This is a genomic window from Amycolatopsis decaplanina DSM 44594 (genome assembly GCF_000342005.1).
GTDB classification, from domain to species: Bacteria; Actinomycetota; Actinomycetes; order Mycobacteriales; family Pseudonocardiaceae; genus Amycolatopsis; species Amycolatopsis decaplanina.
Genome location: NZ_AOHO01000069.1, coordinates 73,658 through 91,868, shown reverse-complemented (window position 1 = coordinate 91,868; position 18,211 = coordinate 73,658). Strand labels below are relative to the sequence as shown.

The window sequence follows — 18,211 nt, the reverse complement described above, 5'->3', positions numbered from 1 at the left end:
CGGGCACGGCCGGCCCCGGCCTCCGGGTTTCCCCTGAGGTGTCACGGGTCTCCACTTGCAGGTGGCCGCGGTCACGCCACGTTCCTAGACTCGACGCGTCGATGCCGCCGAACGCAGGAGTCTCCATGCCCGACGCCCCCGCCTTGCCAAGCTACGCATCGGGAATCTCGGACACCCCGCTGCTGGGGGACACCATCGGCGACAACTTCGATCGCACCGTCGCCGCCTTCGGCGACCGGGACGCGCTCGTCGACCGCGCCGCCGGGAAGCGCTGGACCTACACCGAACTCGCCGCCGAGGTGGACGCGCTCGCGCTGGGCCTGCTGGGCCTCGGGATCGCCAAGGGCGACCGCGTCGGCATCTGGTCGCCGAACCGGTGGGAATGGACCTGCGTCCAGTACGCGTCCGCGAAGATCGGCGCCATCCTTGTCAACATCAACCCGGCGTACCGCTCGCACGAACTCGAATACGTGCTCAATCAGGCCGGGATCAAGCTCATCGTGGCCGCGAACTCGTTCAAGACCTCGGATTACGCGGGCATGATCGCCGAAGCGGGGCCGAAATGCCCGGCGCTGGAACACGTCGTGCTGCTCGACAGCCCCGAGTGGCCGTCACTGCTGGAGGTCGGCGGCAAGGCCGACCGCGCGCCGCTGGCCAAGCGGCAGAGCGAGCTCTCCGCGGACGATCCGATCAACATCCAGTACACCTCCGGCACCACCGGTTTCCCCAAGGGCGCCACGCTCAGCCACCACAACATCCTCAACAACGGCTACTTCGTCGGCGAACTCTGCAACTACACCGAAGCCGACAAGGTGTGCATCCCCGTGCCCTTCTATCACTGCTTCGGCATGGTGATGGGCAATCTCGCGGCGACGACCCACGGCGCGTGCATGGTCATCCCGGCGCCCGCGTTCGAGCCGAAGGCCACCCTCGAAGCCGTCGCGGCCGAGAAATGCACGTCCTTGTACGGGGTCCCGACGATGTTCATCGCCGAACTGGCCGACCCGGACTTCGCTTCCCACGACCTGTCCTCGCTGCGCACCGGGATCATGGCGGGCTCGCCCTGTCCGGTCGAGGTGATGAAGCAGGTCATCGACCGGATGGGCATGGCGGAGGTGTCGATCTGCTACGGCATGACCGAGACGTCGCCGGTGTCCACGCAGACCCGCGCGGACGATTCGGTGGAGCGGCGGGTGTCGACGGTCGGACGGGTCGGGCCGCATCTGGAGGTGAAGGTCGTCGATCCGGAGACCGGGCTGACCGTGCCGCGCGGCGAACCGGGCGAACTCTGCACCCGCGGCTACTCGGTGATGCTCGGCTACTGGGAGCAGGCCGACAAGACGGCCGAGGCGATCGACGCGGCGCGGTGGATGCACACCGGCGACCTCGCGATCATGGACGCCGACGGGTACGTCAACATCACCGGCCGGATCAAGGACATGGTCATCCGCGGCGGGGAGAACCTGTACCCGCGCGAGATCGAGGAGTTCCTCTACACCCATCCGGACATTCTCGACGCGCAGGTCATCGGCGTCCCGGACGAGAAGTACGGCGAGGAACTGATGGCGTGGATCCGCATGCGCGAAGGCGCGGCGCCGCTGACGGCCGAAGCGGTGCGAGAGTTCTGCGAGGGGAAGCTGGCGCGCTACAAGATCCCGCGTTACGTCCACGTCGTCGAGGAGTTCCCGATGACGGTGACCGGGAAGGTGCGCAAGGTCGAGATGCGGGCGGAGTCGATCAGCATCCTCGGCCTGGAAAAGGCGGCCGCGACGAAGCACGCCTGACCGCGCCTTCGGAGGCCTGTCCGCGTCGGATGGGCCACTCTCGCGGTGTGATCGTTCACAACTTTCGTATGCATGGGACTCCGTGACGACGGGCAGCCTGTGATCAGGACGGTGACAGCGTCCCGAACAGAAATCCCGCAACCGTAAGGAAAAGGGGAATTCTCATGCGTACGATTCGCCGCACCATGGTCGCTTCGGCACTGGCTCTGCCGCTGATGATCGGAGCCGCCGGCATCGCCTCGGCGGACAGCTATGGCAGCACCGAGGTCCAGGCCGGACCGGACGGCGCAGCGACGCACAGCGTGCAGGCCGGCACCCATCGCGGGTCGAGTTCGTTCCACGAGAACTCGACGGCCGCCGGCCCGGACGGTGCCGCGACCAGCGACACCTCCGCCACCGCGAACCGGAACGGCGACAGCCGGTACCGGCAGCACAGTGGCTGGGCGGGCCAGGACGGTGCCGGGTCATATGAGACCCACTCCAGCACCGGCGACGGCCAGGGAGTCCTGAGCGGCACCCTCGGCGCGATCGGTCTCTGACACTTCAGGACGGCCCTGCGGACGTCCGCAGGGCCGCGGGGTAAGTGTCCGTGAAGGCCTCCTTCCCTACCCTCAGAGTAGGGAAGGAGGCCTTCACGAACGTCAAGCAGCGGAATTGGCGGCGGCCTCGGCGATCGCCTTCGCGTCTTCTTCGCCGAAGGTCTCCTCGAGGTCCTCCGGCGAGTAGTCGAGGTCGATCTGCTCCACCGGCATCCCGCGCGCGGATTCGATCGCGCCCAGCCGGCGCCGCGCCCGGTCGGCCGCGTACTGGGTGATCTCGTCCTGGTCGAAGTCGAAGGGAGTCTCTTCGAACTGGTTCTGCACCCACTGGATCATGTCGAGCGCGTGGGGTAGCAGCTCGCCCATCCGCTGCTGCACCGCGTCCCACAGTGAGTCGTCCGCGGCGACGTGACGGCGGCAGGTGAAGGTGCCCCAGGCCATGTGGCGGCGTTCGTCGTCGCCGATACGGCGTACCACCTCCTGCACACCCGGCAGGATGTTGTGCTGCGTGCAGATCAGCTGCCACGAGTAGTACCCGGTCAGCGCGAGACTGCCTTCGATGACGTGGTTGTAGGTGACGCTCGCCCGGATCTGGTTGAGCGGACTCGGGTCTTCCTCCAGCGCCCGCAGTGACTGTGGCAGCTCTTCGTAGAAGAGCTTGCGATAGTGGGGATTCTCCGCGACGAACGGGTGCAGGTCGCCGGTCAGTCCGACGGCATCCATCCAACGGCGGAACACCTCGGTGTGCTTGGCCTCTTCGAAGCAGAACTGCGTCAGGTACATCTCGTCACCGAAACGCCCTGTCGCGGACATCGCCCGCATGAACGGCTGGATGTCTTCGGTGACAGCCTCTTCACCGGCGATGAACTGCGACACCAGGTACGTCGCCGACCGCTGCTGCTCCGGGTTGAGCTTCTCCCAGCCCTCGCGCTCCCGGGAGAAGTCGATGTCGGCGGGGTTCCAGAACTTCTTGTTCCCCTTGACGAACAGCCGCAACGGGAACGAGTCCCAATTCAGTCCGCCTTCGCGCAGTGAGGAAAAACCGGTCCGCAGTTCGGAGACCGTATCGGTCATGACGTACCCTTCATGTCACTCCATTGTGGACTAAATTGTGGACTGATCGGTGGTCAGCGCCCGGATGGCCGGCGCCAGCACGGCGACGACCGAAGCCGCCGCCTCGTCGGCCGAATGCGTCGGCATGACGAGATGGGACAGGGAAAGCCGCACGACGGTCTCCGCCAGCAGCGCGGCGGATTCCGGGGAGAGGGACGGCTCGAACTCGCGGTACTGCCCGGCCGCGACCTCGGTGGCCGCGGTCAGGATCGGTTCGCCCTTGGTGGTCAGCAGGGGAAGGAGGTCCTCGCCCGCTTCGGTGCCGAGTGTCGTGGCGACGAGCCGGTTCTCGCGGGCGTGCTCGATCGTGTGGACGACCGCCACCCGGATCCCGTCGCGCAGGTCCCGCGCGTCCTGGACGCGCAGGCGGATGCCTTCCAGGAACTCCGACGTCGTCCGGAGGATCACGGCCTCGGCGAGCGTGCCCTTGTTGCCGAACTCGTTGTAGACGGTCTGCCTGCTCACTCCGGCGCGGGCGGCGACGTCCGCCATCCGCAGGGCCGTGTAGCCGCGTTCGGTGAGCAGGTCGGTGGCCGCGTCGAGCAGAGCCTCCCGCAGAGAGGCCTTGGTTCGATCGGAGAAGCTCGTGATGTCGCCCACACTCCCAGCTTGACACAGATCACGTCCATGTCAAAGAAGTTGACGGGCACCCATTCGATGTAAATCAGTCGGTGGCGGCGGCTACCGTGGCCGGGTGGGCATCACGGTGGGGTTCGACCTCGACATGACATTGATCGATCCGCGACCGGGCATGGTCGCGGTGATGAACGCGCTCGGCGTGGAATCCGGCCTGCCGCTGGACGGCGAGTTCTTCGCGGCCAACCTCGGCCCGCCCCTCGACGCCAGCCTGCGGGGCTTCGGCGCTCCGGAGGAGCGCATCCCGGAGCTGGTGACGCGCTTCCGCGCGATGTACCCGGAGACGGTCGTGCCGGTGACGGTCGCGATGCCGGGAGCGGCCGAAACACTGCACGCGGTCCGTGAGGCGGGCGGGCGCACCGTCGTCGTCACCGGCAAGTACGGGCCCAACGCGAAACTCCACCTGGACGCGCTCGGTTTCGAGGTCGACGTCCTGGTCGGAGAGCTGTGGTCGACCGAGAAGGCCGCCGCGCTCACCGAGCACGGCGCCCACGTCTACGTCGGGGATCACGTCGGCGACATCCGCGGCGCGCTGGCGGCGGGCGCGGTCCCGGTCGGGGTCACGACGGGCCCGTGCACCAAGGAAGAGCTGCTCGCGGAAGGAGCCGACGTGGTGTTCGACTCGCTGACCGAGTTCCCCGGCTGGTTCAGCTCTTTCGGCGAGCCTCGCGAACCAGGGCGATCAGGCCGAGGGCCAGTCCCAGCGGAGTGATCACGCCCGCGGCGGCGGACAGCCACACCGGCAGGTTCTCCAGTCCGGCGGCGAACATGACGAACACCGCTGTGACGGCGATCATGCCGAGCGCGAACAGGCCGATGCCGACACGCATGAGGATCGGTTTGCCGGGCTTTTCGGGGGCGGCCACAGCGGCCTCCTTTACTGCGGTCTCCATGAAACAGAGGGTATCCGCCGGTATCCGCTTCTCCACAGGGCCTGTGGCGAGATACGCTTATGGGACGCGCGCCCTGGGTACGCCCCGGGCGCGTTCGTTGTGAGCAGGACAGCAAAGGACTGGTGAGGGAAGTGCCGACCGGCAAGGTCAAGTGGTACGACGCGGAGAAGGGTTTCGGTTTCGTCACCCAGGATGGGGGCGCCGACGTCTACATCCGCAAAGCCGCGCTGCCGCAGGGCGTCGAAGGGCTCAAGGCGGGCCAGCGCCTCGAGTTCGGTGTCGCCGACGGCCGCCGCGGCCCGCAAGCGCTCTCGGTCCGGCTGCTGGACCCGCCGCCCTCGGTCGCCGAGGCGCGCCGACGTCCCGCCGAGGAGCTGCACGGGCTCATCGAGGACATGATCAAGCTGCTCGAGCTCAAGGTGCAGCCGGACCTGCGGCGCAACCGCTACCCGGACCGGAAGCACACCAAGCAGATCGCCGAGATCATGCGCGCCGTCGCCAGGGACCTCGACCCCTGATCGGCGCCCCTCCGGCCAAGTACGTGAAGGCCCCCTTCATTGCGCTAGGCGCAATGAAGGGGGCCTTCACGTACTCAGATCAGGCAGAGACCCGCGGGCGGTAGCAAAGGTCCCTTGCTCCCTCAGGCGGCAGGCGGCTCGACCTGCAGCGACCAGATCGCCGTCGTGACCGCCTCGGCGTCCTCCGGGCGGCCGGTCTGGCTGATCACCGAAGCCTGCGCGACCTCGACGACGAGGATCTGGTCGTCGGGCCGGGGTGTCGTCACGGTGTAGGCGAACCGGTCCAGCGACGTGATGATGTCCTGCTTGAGCTCCTGCGGCTCGCCCTTGCCGTTCACGTACTGCACCGTGACCTTCCACGGCGTTTCCGCGATCGCGCTCGGCACCGAGATCTGCACCGGCTTCCCCGGCCGGATGCGCAGCTTGCCGGCGGCGTCGGGCCTGGTCGTGCACTGGGCGCTCTTGATGTCGCAGGACGCCAGCGGGGTGACGTTCACCGTCTTCCCGTCGGCGAAGAAGGTCACCTCTTCGGGCCCGGGGGCCGAACAACCGGCCACCACGAAACCACCCGCCGCGAGCAGGGCCAAAATACGAAGTCGCCGCATAGGGTGAAGATTACGAGCCCGGCCGCCACCGGGAGTCACCGGGCTGCGAGGGCACCGGCGATTCGCTGGTCGGCTCCGGGCGCAGCGGGCGGTCGCCGCCGAGACCCGGGATCAGCGAAGTCCCGCGCCGGACCATGAACGTCTGCGTGAACCCGACGGCCAGCAGGATCGACAGCACGAGGAAGCCGATCCAGTACGTCGGCGGCAGCAGCAGGCCGACGGCACCGCCGAAGCACCAGGACATCTGCAGCACGGTCTCAGACCGCCCGAACGCCGACGCGCGCGACTCTTCCGGCAGGTCTTCCTGGATGACGGCGTCGAGGCTGATCTTCGCCAGCGCGCTCGCGGTCGCGCCGACGAGCGCGACGATCGCCGCCGTCGCCAGCCCCGCCGCCACGGTGGCGATGACCGCGATGCCCAGACAGGCTCCGACACAGGCCAGGATCACCTGATCCGGTTTGCCGAAGTGCAGCCGCGAACCCAGCGCGTTGCCCAGGAAACCACCGGCACCGGCCGCGGCGCCGATGACGCCGAGCAGCAGCAGCTGGTCGAACGGGCTCTGCCCGCTGCCCTCGGCCTGCGCCTTCACCGCGAACGCGGAGAACATCATCAGGAATCCGGTCAGCACGCGGACGGTGCCGTTGCCCCACAACGAGAGGACGATCTGGCGTCCCATCGGCTGCCGCTGCTTCTTGACCCGTCGCTCGGGATGCGCGGACAGCGAAGCCGGCACCTCGCCCTCGGTCTTCTCGACCCAGGACGGGATCCGCATCGACTGCACCGCGGCCGCGACGCAGATCAGCATGGTGAACCACAGCGCGCCCTGTGAGCCCCAGATCGCGTTGACCCCGCTCGCCAGCGCGCCGAACACCCCGGCGGCGACCAGCCCGAACACGGTGAGCCGGGCGTTCGTCTTCGAAAGGGTGATCTCGGGTGGCAGCACCCGTGGCGTCACCGCGGCCTTGAGCACGGTGAACGACTTCGAGAGCACCATCATGCCCAGCGCGGCCGGGTACAGGAGCCAGTCGTCGAAGTGCAGCGCCATCACGATCGCCATCAGCGCCTGCCCTGCCGAGGACACGCACATCGCGAGCCTGCGGCCGCGCTGGATCTTGTCCAGCGCCGGGCCGATCACCGGCGCGACCAGCGCGAACGGTGCGATCGTGATGAGCAGGTAGAGCGCGACCTTGCCCTTGCTCTCCCCGCTGGTGGCGGCGAAGAACAAGGTGTTGGCCAGCGCGATCGCCATCGCGGCGTCGCTGGCGTAGTTCAGCATCACCGCGTACGTCAGCGAGGTCAGGCCCGACTTGTCGGCGCCATCCGCTTTCGCCGCGCGCTGGAATGCGCCGACGGCCTGCCCGGTGAGCTGACGGCTGCGCATCGCCGCGACCCGGGTGACCGTGATCTTTTTCGGCATCTTCGGCAGGGCGCCCGCTCTCGGCGGGACCGCGGTCGTCGGATGCTCGTGCGGCTGTTCCTCGGCGACCCGGGGTTCGCCCGCGTAACCGCCGGTGTCGTAGTGCTCGTACTCGCCGCTGCCCGGCGGGTGTTCGTCGTAGAACCCACCCGGGCGACGCCGGACGGGCTCGGTCTGCCGCTGCGAAGGATCCGGATACGGCCGCGCGCCGCGGGGAGGTGTCCGAGGCGGGGGCGGCGGTGGCTGGTGGTGATGCCCCATCGGGATCGCGCCCGTGCGCGCCTCGTCGGCGGTCGGCCCGGCCGGATGCGGCTGGTACTGGGGTTGGTGCTGCGGCTGGGGGCGGGCGGCGCGCGGCGGGGCGGGCGGCACCGGCTGCTGGTCGACGCGGGTCGGCGGCGGCGCGGACCAGCTGCGCGCCTGGGCGGCGCCGGGCTCCGGCGTCCACTTCCGCTTGCTCTTGCGGCCACGCTCCTTGCCCGGCCTGCCGGAAGGCGCGCCGTCGGGTCCAGAGTTCGAGCCGAAGATTCCCACGCTTCAATCCTGCCTTACGCGGGCCTCGCTTCGCGCGTTCACCACTGCTTTCTCCATCCAAGCCCCCGCCGACACCCTCAAAGGAGAAGCAAAGCTTCGCGGTTTTCTCTCTAGTTCGGGACGAACTTCACCCGGAACATCCTCGGCCAGAGCTTGCCGGTGATCAGGAACTCGTCGGTCTCCGGCACCGCCGCGATGCCGTTGAGGACGTCGGCGGAACCCCGCTCGGCCTCCTCCAGCAGCCCGGACGCGTCGATCTCGCCGGTGATCCGTCCGGTCGCGGCGTCGATCCGCAGGATCCGGTCGGTCTGCCAGACGTTCGCGTACACCGAGTCGCCGACGCATTCCAGCTCGTTCAGCTGGTCACGCCCGACTTCGACGCCGCCTGTCGGGGCGAAGGACACGGGGTCGCGGAAGGTCAGCTTCGACGAGCCGTCGCTCATCACCAGTTGCCCGGTGCCCTCGCGGTGGCACAGCCCCCAGCCCTCGCCGGTGTAGTTCACGCGCCTGAGCTCGGCCAGCGTCTTGGCGTCGCGCTCGATCGCGACGCCGTCCTGCCAGGTGATCTGCCAGGCCGTCGGCCCGAGCACCGTGATGCCCTCGCCGAACAGCCCGGGCAGTTCCCGCCGGACCGACGGCGCCGCGCCCGCGGGCCCGGCCCGCATCGACGACTTCCCGACCAGACCGGTGCCCTCGTACAGCGTCTCGCCGGAGAACTCGAGGCCTTGGGTGAAGGCGGCCGGGTCGTGCGGCAGTGTCGAGAGCACGCTCACCTTGAGTTTCTCGGGCGCGGGCGGGGCGGCGTCGCTCACCGGCGCGGCGGCGCAGCCACCGAGGACGGCGGCCAGCAGGAGCGAGGTGGTCATCAGCGTGCGCACGCGGACAGCCTGACACGGACCGCGATATCGCGTGCGGCAGAATGGGGGCATGACCCTGCTGTTGACCCTGGACGACGGCTCCATCCAGCGCAAACTCGCCGAGGCGGTCGATCTGGCCCGCGCGGCGGTGCTGGAGGACGCCGGTGCCGAACAGGTCGGCGAGCACGTCGGCGTGGACTCCGAGGACGCGGTCTCCGCGAGCCACCTGTTCGAGGCGACCGTGACGGGGTACCGGGGCTGGCGCTGGTCGGTGACCGTCGCGCTCGCCGGCGAGGACGAGCCGGTCACGGTCAGCGAGGTCGTGTTGATCCCGGGGCCGGACGCGCGCGTCGCCCCGGCATGGGTGCCGTGGGACCGCCGCGTCCAGGCAGGCGACCTCGGTGTCGGCGACATCTTCCCGACGGAGAAGGACGACCCTCGGCTCGCTCCGGCGTACCTGGAGTCCGATGACCCCGCGGTCGAAGCGGTCGCGAAGGAGACCGGCCTCGGGCGGGTCCACGTGCTGTCCCGGCACGGCAGGCTCGACGCCGCCGCTCGCTGGCACAGCGGCGAGTTCGGCCCGCGGTCGGACATGGCGCGCAGCGCGCCGGACGTCTGCGGGAGCTGCGGGTTCTTCGTGCCGCTCGCGGGGTCGCTCAGCGCGGCCTTCGGCGCGTGCACCAACGACATCTCCCCGGCGGACGGCCATGTCGTCGACGTCGAGTACGGCTGCGGCGCGCACTCCGAGATCGAGGTCGAGGTGACCTCGTCGGTGCCGGTGGCGGAACTGGTCTACGACGACTCGCTGATGGACTTCGAGCCCGCTCCGGAGGCTCCCGCCGAGGCCGCCGAGCCCGAAGCCGCCGAGGCCGCCGAGCCCGAAGCCGAAACCGAGGCCGAGCCCGCCGAGGCCACGGTCGTCGACGAGTCCGAGGCCCCGGTGGCCGAGGTACCCGAGACCGCCGAGGTCCAGCCGGAGGTCGAGCCCGAGGCCGTCGTCGCGGAGACCGCCGACGAAGCGCAGGTCGAAGCCGAAAGCGCCAGTGAGCACTGATCCGTTCGGCACCGAGCGGCTACGGACCGCCGTCCTGCGCGCGTGGGCCGATTCGCCGACGCGGTTCACCGAGGACACCAACACCGAGAACGACCTGCGCGTCGGCGGCTACCGTGACCGGCTGTTCGTCGAACTGGCGCAGAACGCCGCCGACGCCGCCTTGGCCGCCGGTGACCGCGGCAGGCTCCGGGTGTCCGTTGTGGACGGTGAGCTGAGGTTCGCCAACACGGGTGCGCCGTTGGACGCCCGCGGGGTCGAATCCCTTGCCTCCCTTCGTGCTTCCGGCAAGGGGGAGGAGACCGTCGGCCGCTTCGGCGTCGGTTTCGCCGCCGTGCTCACGGTTTCCGCCGAGCCGCGGATCGTTTCGGTGACCGGCGGGGTCGCGTTCTCCGCGGAACGCACGCGGGCCGAGGCCGCCCGCGCCGGTGACGTTCCCGTGCTCCGGCTTCCGTGGCCGGTCGCGGACGACGAACCTCCCGTGCCGGAAGGTTTCACCACCGAGGTCCGGCTTCCGCTGCGCGAGGGCGTCGACGGCCAAGCCTTGCTCGCGGATCTGAAGAACGACATCGGCGATCTCCTCCTCACGTTGTCCTGGCTGGAGAGCATCGAGGTCGAAGGCGGTGCTTGGCGCCGAAGCGATCTCGGCGACGGCGTCGTCGAACTCTCCTCCCCGGACGGTTCGGCCGGGCACTGGCAGGTCCATCGCGGCGACGTCGTCTGGGCCGTCCCGCTGGACGGATCCGGTTCGCCGAGGCCGCTCGGTGACGACGTCCTGCACGCGCCGACCCCGACCGACGACGAGCTTTCCCTGCCGGCGAGGCTGATCGCGACGCTGCCGATCGAGCCGTCCCGCCGCCGTGCGCTGCCGGGGCCGGAGCTGACCGCCGCGCTGAAGAACGCCGCGCGGGAGTACGTCGATCTCGTCTGTTCCTTGCCTGGGAAGGAACGCCTGGCGCTCGTACCCGTCGCCGGGTTCCCGCGTTCCACTGTGGACGGAATGATCCGGGAAGCCATCCTCGAAAATCTCGCCGACTCGCCCTGGCTTCCCGCGCAAACCGGTGACGACTTGCCGGGGCGTCAGGCGCGTGTCCTGTCGGTCGACGTCCCGGGGCTCGCGCCGCTGCTGGCCGATCTCGTGCCCGGCCTGACTTCACTGTCCGGTGTGGACCTTCGTGCCGTCGGCGCGCGGTCGCTTTCGCCCGCCGAGGCCATCGATCTGCTGACCGGGGTCCAGCGCGAACCCTCGTGGTGGCGTTCGCTCTACGACGTACTGCTCCCGGCGCTCGAAGCGCACGACCTCACCAAGGACGACCTCGGCGCGTTGCCGGTGCCGATGTCGGACGGCCGCACCCTGCCCGGCGTTCGCGACGCGCTGCTCGTCGGCGGCTCGGCGGAACTGCTCGAACTGCTGTCCGATGTGGACATCATCGGGTTGCGGCTCGTGCATCCGGCCGCCGCGCATCCGCTGCTGGAACGCTTGGGAGCCAAGCACGCCGAGGCGAGCGACCTGCTCGAGGCCGACGCGCTGAGCGCCGCGGTCGAGCGCAGTGTCGAAGACGTCCGGTCCGGTTTGGACGGTATGGCCCTCGCGGGCGCGGTGCTCCGCCTGATCGCCGAGGTCGGCGACGAAGCACCCGGATGGGCGGGCGCGCTGGCCCTGCCGAGCGAGGACGGCTGGCGGCGTGCGGACGAACTCATCCTGCCCACGTCGCCGCTGGGTGACATCTTCGACCCCGAGGTGTTCGAGGAAGACGGCGCCTTGTCCGTGCTGGACGAGGAATTCGCCGACGACTGGCCGGTGGGCACGCTCGTCGCGGTCGGGGTACTCGATTCATTCGCGATCATCACCGACGACGAGCCGCTGGAGCCCGAGCACGGCCTGCCCGACGAGCACGACTGGTGGGACTCGCGGGAGCGTCCGCCGTCACGGGTGCTCGCCGTGCGGGATCTCGACCTCGTCGGCGACGACGCCTGGCCGGAGGCGCTGCGCCTGCTCGCGGCGCGCCCCGAAACCTGGCGTGCCCTCATCGAACCCGGCGGGCACACCGGCTGGTGGCTCGCGCGGTACGCGCTGCTGGACGGGCACGCGCCGCTCGACTGGCGGATGCCGGAAGCCGCCGCGCTGGCCGGGCTCTACGACGTCGTCCCGGATGCGGGACTGAGCAAGGAAATCCTGCTCGCCGCCGGTGTCCGGACGGAGCTGGGGACGGACGCCGAAGACGTCGAGGATCTCTTGGAGCGGTTGGGAGATCCCGCGCGCAAGGTGAGTCCGGGACTCGCTTCCCGGGCGCACGCGGCGCTCGCCGAGTACACAGTGGACGTTCCGGCGCCGGATCGTGTCCGTGCCGCGGACGGATCGGCCGTCGACGCCGGTAACGCCGTCGTGCTCGACGTGCCGTGGTTCGCCGCCGTGCTGGCGCCGGAGCGGATGGTCGTGTCGGCGAGCGGGGCCGTCGCGCTGGCGGAGCTGCTGGACCTGCCGGTGGCGAGCGGTCTCGACGCCAAGGTCACCGAAGACGGTGAGTACGTGCCGTGGACGGAGCTTTCCGCGCTCCGGCTGGCCGCCGATCAGCTGGGCGTCGAACTGCCCGAAGGCGGAGTGTTGCTGCACGAGGCGCTGACGGTGACCTTCGAGGACGCGGAGCACGAAGTCGCCTGGTGGTCCGACGGCAGGCTGCACGCCGCCGACACTCCCGAAGGCCTCGGCCGGGCCTTCGCCTGGGCCACGGACCGGTGGGCCGACCGCCACGTCCTGACCGCCCTGCTCGAAGACCCCTCGCCCTCCGCGCTCCTCAACTGACGCAATTCGTCATCTACTCGCGATGTCCGGGGTGGGCTAGAGGCGTTGGGCGCTCTTCGAGCCTCGCCGGGCGGCGGCGCGCTGCCAGGCGATGATCGCGAGGCCGATGAAGCCGAGCACGAGACCGGAGAACGCCGTCTCCACCCAGATGCCGTCGGTCACAAAAAACAGGACCACGGTCGCGACCGCCCACAACGAGGTACCTACGATCACGACCGGCGTCAGGTCGGTCAGCCGCTTCGGCAGCTCCGGCGTTGGCCGCAATGAACCGTTTACTTCCCCGGAATTGATCGATTCGCCCACGTGGGGAAGGGTACCCGGCAACGGGTGAAGGGTGGTACGCGATGGCGGAGCAGCGCACCCGGTCCACACTGGACCGGTTCTTCAAGATCAGCGAGCGCGGCTCGACACCGGGACGTGAGATCCGCGGCGGGATCGTCACCTTCTTCACGATGGCCTACATCGTGGTGCTGAACCCGCTGATCCTCGGCAGTTTCTCCGCCGAAGACGCGGGTGCGCACAAGGACGTCCTGGGCGACATCCTCCCCGTGCCGCAGGTCGCCGCGGTGACCGCGCTGGTCGCCGGAGTGCTGACCATCATCATGGGGCTGGTCGCGAACTACCCGTTCGCCATCGCCACCGGTCTCGGTATCAACAGCCTGATCGCGGTCACCTTCGCCTCCCAGATGACCTGGCCGGAGGCGATGGGCCTGGTGGTGATCGAGGGCCTGGTCATCGTCCTGCTGGTGTTCGCCGGGATCCGGACGGCGGTGTTCAACGCCGTGCCGCCGCCGCTGAAGTCCGCGATCGCGGTCGGCATCGGCCTGTTCATCTGCCTGATCGGCCTGGTCGACGCCGGTTTCGTCCGCCGCGTCCCGGACGACGCGAAGACGACCGTGCCGGTCGGCCTGGGCATCAACGGTTCGATCGCCTCGTGGCCGACGCTGGTGTTCGTCGTCGGCCTGCTGGTCACCGGCATCCTGGTGGCGAAGCGGGTCAAGGGCGCGATCCTGATCGGGGTCCTCGCCTCGACCGTGCTGGCGATCGTCGTCGAGGCGATCACGAAGGTCGGTCCGTCGAAGGGCGTCAACCCGCAGGGCTGGAACCTCGGCTACCCGGCGCTGCCGGATCAGGTCCTCGGCCTGCCGGACCTTTCGCTCGTCGGCGACATCTCCTTCGGCGCTTGGACGCGCCTGCCGATCATCACCGTCGTGCTCTTGGTGTTCACCTTGGTGCTGGCGGACTTCTTCGACACCATGGGCTCGATGACCGGCCTGGCGAAGGAGGGCGGCCTGCTCCCGCCGGACGGCAAACTCCCGAACGTCGGCAAGGCCCTGTTCGTCGACGGTCTCGCCGGCGCGGCGGGCGGGCTCGCGTCGTCGAGTTCGAACACCGTGTACGTCGAATCCGCGTCCGGTATCGCCGAGGGCGCCAGGACCGGGCTCGCGAACGTCGTCACCGGCGTGCTCTTCATCGCGGCCATGTTCCTGACCCCGCTCTACCAGGTCGTCCCGGTCGAGGCCGCCGCTCCGGCGCTGGTCGTCGTCGGCGCGCTGATGATGAGCCAGGTCAAGGAGATCGACTTCTCCGACTTCACCATCGCGCTGCCCGCGTTCCTGACCATCGTGGTCATGCCGTTCACCTACTCGATCGCGAACGGCATCGGCGCCGGCTTCGTCAGCTACGTCGTCATCCGCGCGGTCACCGGGAAGGCGAAGGGCGTGCACCCGCTGATGTGGGGCATCGCGGTGATGTTCGTGGCCTACTTCGCGGTCGGGCCGATCCAGGCTGTGTTTTCCTGATCGCGCTGACGCGAACACGTCAGCGGGGCCGCTCGGTGAGGACGTCGCCTTCGCGAGTATGTGCCCCGCTACCGCATTCGCGTGGCCTTCGGCCGAAAGAGGCGCGATCGGTGATGTCTCAGCCGGGCGCTGAGCGCCCTTCGTGAGACCGTACGGGTTCGTCATGTCATCCGTGGGCGATCTCACGGGCCGATGATCCGATCGTGAGGTATGCTAACTATATGTCCGGAGACACGCACGAGCGCTCATTGGCGAGCCGCCTGCGTCTCGCGGTGGTGCGGCTGAATCGACGGCTGCGGGCCCAGCGTGCCGGTGACGGCATCTCGCTGACCCAGGTGTCCGCGTTGTCGACGCTGCACAAATGCGGTGCGCTGACCCCTGGCCAGCTCGCCGCGAAGGAAGGCGTCCAGCCGCCCTCGATGACGAGGGTGATCGCCGCGCTCGAGGAGATGGGTTACGTCGAGCGCAGGCCACATCCGACGGACGGCCGCCAGGCCATCGTCGAGTTGTCCGATCGCGGCCGGGCCTACGTGATCGAGCAGATCACCGCGCGGGAGATCTGGCTCGACAAGCAATTGGCGGAGTTGAGCGCCCAGGAACGCGAAGTGCTCTCTCGCGCCGCCGAGATCATCGACAGGATGGCGGGGAACTAACAGCGGTGACGACCACGGGTAGCGAAACACAGTGTCCTTCCAAGACCGCCGCTACCTCCGAACCCGCTCCACCGCCACCACCCGCCCGCGAGAAGCCGCGCGGGAGCATGTTCTCGTCGCTGAAGGTACGGAACTACCGGCTCTTCTTCACCGGCCAGGTCATCTCGAACATCGGCACCTGGATGCAGCGCATCGCGCAGGACTGGCTGGTGTTCACCCTCAGCGGCAACGACCCGATCGCGCTCGGCATCGCGGTCGCGCTCCAGTTCACGCCGACGCTGTTCCTCTCGCTGTGGGCCGGCGTGCTGGCCGACCGCGTCGACAAGCGGCGGCTGCTGATCGGCATCCAGATCGCGGTGCTGGCGCAGGCGATCATCCTCGGTGCCCTCGACCTGAGCGGTATCGCGGCGCTCTGGCACGTCTACCTGCTCTGCTTCACGCTGGGCTGCACGGCGTCGCTGGAGGTGCCCGCGCGACAGTCGTTCGTCGCCGAGATGGTCGGCAGGGACAAGGTCACCAACGCCGTCGCGCTCAACTCCTCGATCTTCAACATGGCCCGTATCGTCGGCCCGGCCATCGCGGGTTTCGCGATCATCTGGGTCGGCACCGGCTGGCTGTTCATGGCGAACGCGGTGAGCACGGGCGCCGTCATCGCCGCGCTGGTGATGATGAACCCGGACAAGCTCTTCCGCGGCCCGGCCATCCCGCGCGAGAAGGGGCAGCTCGTCGAGGGCCTGCGGTACGTCCGGCGGCGCAGCGACCTGATGACCGTCATGGTGCTGGTGTTCTTCGTGAGCACGTTCGGCATCACGTACTTCACGTCGCTGCCGATCGTCGCCGCGAACGTCTTCCACACCAACGCCGACGGCTATGGCCTGCTGTCGACACTGGTCGCCGTCGGCACCTTCACCGGCGCGCTGATGTCGGCCCGCCGCAACACCCGCGGTGGTCCTCGCGTGCGGCTGTTGCTCATCTCGGCCTTCCTGCTCGGCGCGTTCGAGGTGATCACCGCGTTCATGCCGACGTACCTGACCTTCGGCCTCGCGCTGATCCCGCTCGGCCTCGCCACGATCACCTTCCTGAACACGGCGAACGCGCTCGTGCAGACCGCGGTCAGCCCGGAGATGCGCGGCCGGGTGATGGGCCTGTACGTGCTGGTGCTGATCGGCGGCAACCCCATCGGCGGTCCGATGACCGGCTGGATGGCCGACGCCTTCGGCGGCCGATCGCCGTTCTACATCGGCGGCGCGATCTCGGCGCTCGCCGCGATAGCCTGCGCTGTCGTGCTGATCCGGCGCGGCGGGGTGAGCCTGCCGATGCGCCGGTTCGGGAACGGCCTGCGGGTGCTGAAACGGGAGCGGGTGTGAACAGACTCGGCGTCGAACCGTCGGTGACCCGGTGGAACGACGGCGAGGCCCGGTTCCTCGACTGGACGATCGACGGCGTCGCGTTGCGCTCGATGGTTCCCACTCAGCATCAGACACCACTGTTCCTGGACGACGAGCTGTGGCGTGATTCGGCGGTCGAGACGCTTTGCCGTCTGCTGGGCCGCCTGCCCGGCGATTTCGACGACGGCCGGGTCGCGCTTCTGGTGTGCCCGCTGTGCGGCGATCTCGGCTGCGGTGGTTACAGCGTGGAGGTCGTCTTCGGCGAGGACGTGGTCGAGTGGCGGGCCTTCGGCTGGCAGTACGACTACGAACCGTTCGACGACCCGGAGGAGTACCGGTTCCCCGGGGCCCGTTTCGAGCGGAAGGCGTACGAGACGCTGCTCGGCGACCTCCTGTCGAATTACCGCGCCTAACGGCCGAGCAGCGGCGGCACCATCTTCTCGGCGAGTGCCAGGAGATCGCCGGGGCCCTTGAACTTCAGCGTCTGCCCGGCCGGATCGTCGGTGAGCTGCACGACGACACCTCGTCCGTCGACCTGGGCGGGCAGCCCGGCGACGGTCGTGGTCGGGGCCACGGCTGTGGACAGTTCGCTGTAGTCCGCGATCACTCCGTTCAGCTCGCACGCGGCGAAGAAGACCGGTTTCGCGCTGTCGGACGGCACGCCGAGCGCGCGGCCGAGTTCGCCGCACAGCAGCCAGGAGATCACCGGGAGCGGCCGGTCCTTGATCGGGCCGGGCTCGGTCTTCTCCAGCGGGATTTCGCCGTCCTCGCCGATTTTCGGCAACTTCGGTCCTGGCGGGGTCACGCCGGCGATCAGTGCTTCGGCGAGCGCTCTCGCCTTCTGCTCGGTTTCGGGGCTCTTGACGACCCGTCCGCGGAGGGAAACGTGCAGCACCGGCGAGGCACCGTTGTGCGGCGCGACCTCGACGAGTTCGACGCTCAGGGAGGTGCCGTCCTTGTCCGTGGCGAGGACCGCGAGCTTGCCCGCGACCGTGGTCCTCGTGGGCAGGCCGCGGCTCGTGTCGTCGGGCAGCGCCGGGGCCATTCGCACGCTGATGTCGAGTTTCGTGGTGACCGCGTGACAGGACCGGCCGGCCTCCCGAAGCGTGTGGCCGCCGAGGATCTCCTCCCAGCGCTGCTCCGGGATCGCCTGGCACAGCACCTGCGCGGCGGTTTCGTCCGTCAGTGCGGCCACCATCTCACCCGTCGGCATCGGGACCGGGCGGAGCGCCTGCCCGGACTTGGACGGCCAGACTTCGGGGAGCTCGGCGCCGGTACCGGGATCGTCCTGATTCAGCAGGGTGATCGCGACGACGATGCCCGCACCGAACAGCAGCAGGACACTGATCAGCGCGCAGCCCGCCCAAATCCACATCGGACGGTCGGTCTTGCGCGCGATGGCGCGGTAGTCGTTCGGGGTGGCCACGGGGTGAAGCTAGCCCGCCGGAGGCCCGCTGTCCGGCGAAACGCCAACCCGATGGGTGGATCCGCGGGCCGGGTCTTCCAGTGACCGCCGCGCTGCCGGCACCAGGCGAGGGCGTCCGGGACGGCGAGCAGCGGTTCTTCGAACGCACGTAGATGCCGGTATTCGAGAGTGTCGTGGCATCCATGCCGTCGG

At 69.1% G+C, this 18,211-nt stretch carries 18 protein-coding genes; 10 read left to right on the top strand and 8 right to left on the bottom strand.

Going from position 1 to position 18,211, the window contains the following annotated elements:
- The first annotated feature begins 125 nt into the window (after nucleotides 1-125).
- Both H074_RS27625 and H074_RS27620 read left to right on the top strand, forming a co-directional pair.
- A complete protein-coding gene (locus H074_RS27625; RefSeq protein ID WP_007033373.1) occupies nucleotides 126-1,784 on the top strand; it encodes an AMP-binding protein in 1,659 nt (552 codons plus the stop codon).
- 164 nt (nucleotides 1,785-1,948) lie between these two features.
- Entirely contained in the window at nucleotides 1,949-2,323 is a 375-nt protein-coding gene (locus H074_RS27620; protein ID WP_039923533.1) for a hypothetical protein, read from the top strand.
- A gap of 102 nt (nucleotides 2,324-2,425) precedes the next feature.
- Here H074_RS27620 and H074_RS27615 read toward each other — a convergent pair whose 3' ends face one another.
- Both H074_RS27615 and H074_RS27610 read right to left on the bottom strand, forming a co-directional pair.
- Complete coding sequence (locus tag H074_RS27615; RefSeq protein WP_007033371.1) at nucleotides 2,426-3,397, bottom strand: R2-like ligand-binding oxidase; 972 nt, start codon at nucleotides 3,395-3,397, stop codon at nucleotides 2,426-2,428.
- Between the two features lie 30 nt (nucleotides 3,398-3,427).
- The gene (locus H074_RS27610) at nucleotides 3,428-4,036 is read right to left on the bottom strand and encodes a TetR/AcrR family transcriptional regulator (protein WP_007033370.1); all 609 of its coding nucleotides are present in this window, start codon (nucleotides 4,034-4,036) and stop codon (nucleotides 3,428-3,430) included.
- Nucleotides 4,037-4,130: 94 nt separating this feature from the next.
- Here H074_RS27610 and H074_RS27605 point away from each other — a divergent pair, with 94 nt between their 5' ends.
- A complete protein-coding gene (locus tag H074_RS27605) occupies nucleotides 4,131-4,784 on the top strand; it encodes an HAD family hydrolase (protein WP_007033369.1) in 654 nt (217 codons plus the stop codon).
- On the opposite strand, the gene H074_RS27600 is transcribed toward H074_RS27605, so the two are convergent.
- Nucleotides 4,720-4,965 carry a hypothetical protein gene (locus H074_RS27600; RefSeq protein ID WP_083920510.1) on the bottom strand — a complete coding sequence of 82 codons (246 nt, stop codon included), beginning with the start codon at nucleotides 4,963-4,965 and terminating at the stop codon, nucleotides 4,720-4,722. The two genes, H074_RS27605 and H074_RS27600, sit on opposite strands and share 65 nt — an antisense overlap.
- A 131-nt stretch (nucleotides 4,966-5,096) precedes the next feature.
- Here H074_RS27600 and H074_RS27595 point away from each other — a divergent pair, with 131 nt between their 5' ends.
- A complete protein-coding gene (locus H074_RS27595; RefSeq protein WP_007033367.1) occupies nucleotides 5,097-5,483 on the top strand; it encodes a cold-shock protein in 387 nt (128 codons plus the stop codon).
- A gap of 122 nt (nucleotides 5,484-5,605) precedes the next feature.
- Here H074_RS27595 and H074_RS27590 read toward each other — a convergent pair whose 3' ends face one another.
- The 3 genes from H074_RS27590 to H074_RS27580 form a co-directional block, all read right to left on the bottom strand.
- Nucleotides 5,606-6,070, bottom strand: a complete 465-nt coding sequence (locus tag H074_RS27590) for a DUF2771 family protein (RefSeq protein WP_007033366.1) — start codon at nucleotides 6,068-6,070, stop codon at nucleotides 5,606-5,608.
- Nucleotides 6,071-6,098: 28 nt separating this feature from the next.
- On the bottom strand, nucleotides 6,099-8,039 hold the full coding sequence (locus H074_RS27585; RefSeq protein ID WP_007033365.1) for an MFS transporter: 1,941 nt from the start codon (nucleotides 8,037-8,039) through the stop codon (nucleotides 6,099-6,101).
- A gap of 110 nt (nucleotides 8,040-8,149) precedes the next feature.
- Nucleotides 8,150-8,917: a glutaminyl-peptide cyclotransferase gene (locus H074_RS27580; protein ID WP_007033364.1), complete on the bottom strand. Its 768-nt coding sequence runs from the start codon at nucleotides 8,915-8,917 to the stop codon at nucleotides 8,150-8,152.
- Between the two features lie 49 nt (nucleotides 8,918-8,966).
- On the opposite strand from H074_RS27580, the gene H074_RS27575 reads away from it, so the two are divergent.
- Both H074_RS27575 and H074_RS27570 read left to right on the top strand, forming a co-directional pair.
- Nucleotides 8,967-9,950, top strand: a complete 984-nt coding sequence (locus tag H074_RS27575) for a DUF3027 domain-containing protein (protein WP_007033363.1) — start codon at nucleotides 8,967-8,969, stop codon at nucleotides 9,948-9,950.
- A complete protein-coding gene (locus tag H074_RS27570) occupies nucleotides 9,940-12,750 on the top strand; it encodes a sacsin N-terminal ATP-binding-like domain-containing protein (protein WP_007033362.1) in 2,811 nt (936 codons plus the stop codon). Before H074_RS27575 ends, H074_RS27570 begins: the two co-directional genes overlap by 11 nt.
- Before the next feature lie 36 nt (nucleotides 12,751-12,786).
- Here H074_RS27570 and H074_RS27565 read toward each other — a convergent pair whose 3' ends face one another.
- Entirely contained in the window at nucleotides 12,787-13,014 is a 228-nt protein-coding gene (locus H074_RS27565) for a DUF2530 domain-containing protein (protein WP_007033361.1), read from the bottom strand.
- Nucleotides 13,015-13,094: 80 nt separating this feature from the next.
- Between H074_RS27565 and H074_RS27560 the strand changes: the two genes are divergently transcribed.
- The 4 genes from H074_RS27560 (at nucleotide 13,095) to H074_RS27545 (ending at nucleotide 17,006) form a co-directional block, all read left to right on the top strand.
- On the top strand, nucleotides 13,095-14,552 hold the full coding sequence (locus H074_RS27560) for an NCS2 family permease (protein ID WP_007033360.1): 1,458 nt from the start codon (nucleotides 13,095-13,097) through the stop codon (nucleotides 14,550-14,552).
- A gap of 221 nt (nucleotides 14,553-14,773) precedes the next feature.
- Nucleotides 14,774-15,205 (top strand): MarR family winged helix-turn-helix transcriptional regulator, encoded by a 432-nt coding sequence (locus H074_RS27555; protein WP_039923532.1) that lies wholly within the window; start codon nucleotides 14,774-14,776, stop codon nucleotides 15,203-15,205.
- 107 nt (nucleotides 15,206-15,312) lie between these two features.
- Nucleotides 15,313-16,572, top strand: coding sequence for an MFS transporter (locus H074_RS27550; RefSeq protein ID WP_007033358.1), 1,260 nt, complete (start codon nucleotides 15,313-15,315; stop codon nucleotides 16,570-16,572).
- On the top strand, nucleotides 16,569-17,006 hold the full coding sequence (locus H074_RS27545; RefSeq protein ID WP_007033357.1) for a hypothetical protein: 438 nt from the start codon (nucleotides 16,569-16,571) through the stop codon (nucleotides 17,004-17,006). The genes H074_RS27550 and H074_RS27545 overlap by 4 nt, the downstream gene beginning before the upstream one ends.
- On the opposite strand, the gene H074_RS27540 is transcribed toward H074_RS27545, so the two are convergent.
- Nucleotides 17,003-18,019, bottom strand: coding sequence for a hypothetical protein (locus tag H074_RS27540; RefSeq protein ID WP_007033356.1), 1,017 nt, complete (start codon nucleotides 18,017-18,019; stop codon nucleotides 17,003-17,005). The two genes, H074_RS27545 and H074_RS27540, sit on opposite strands and share 4 nt — an antisense overlap.
- Nucleotides 18,020-18,211: the final 192 nt, after the last annotated feature.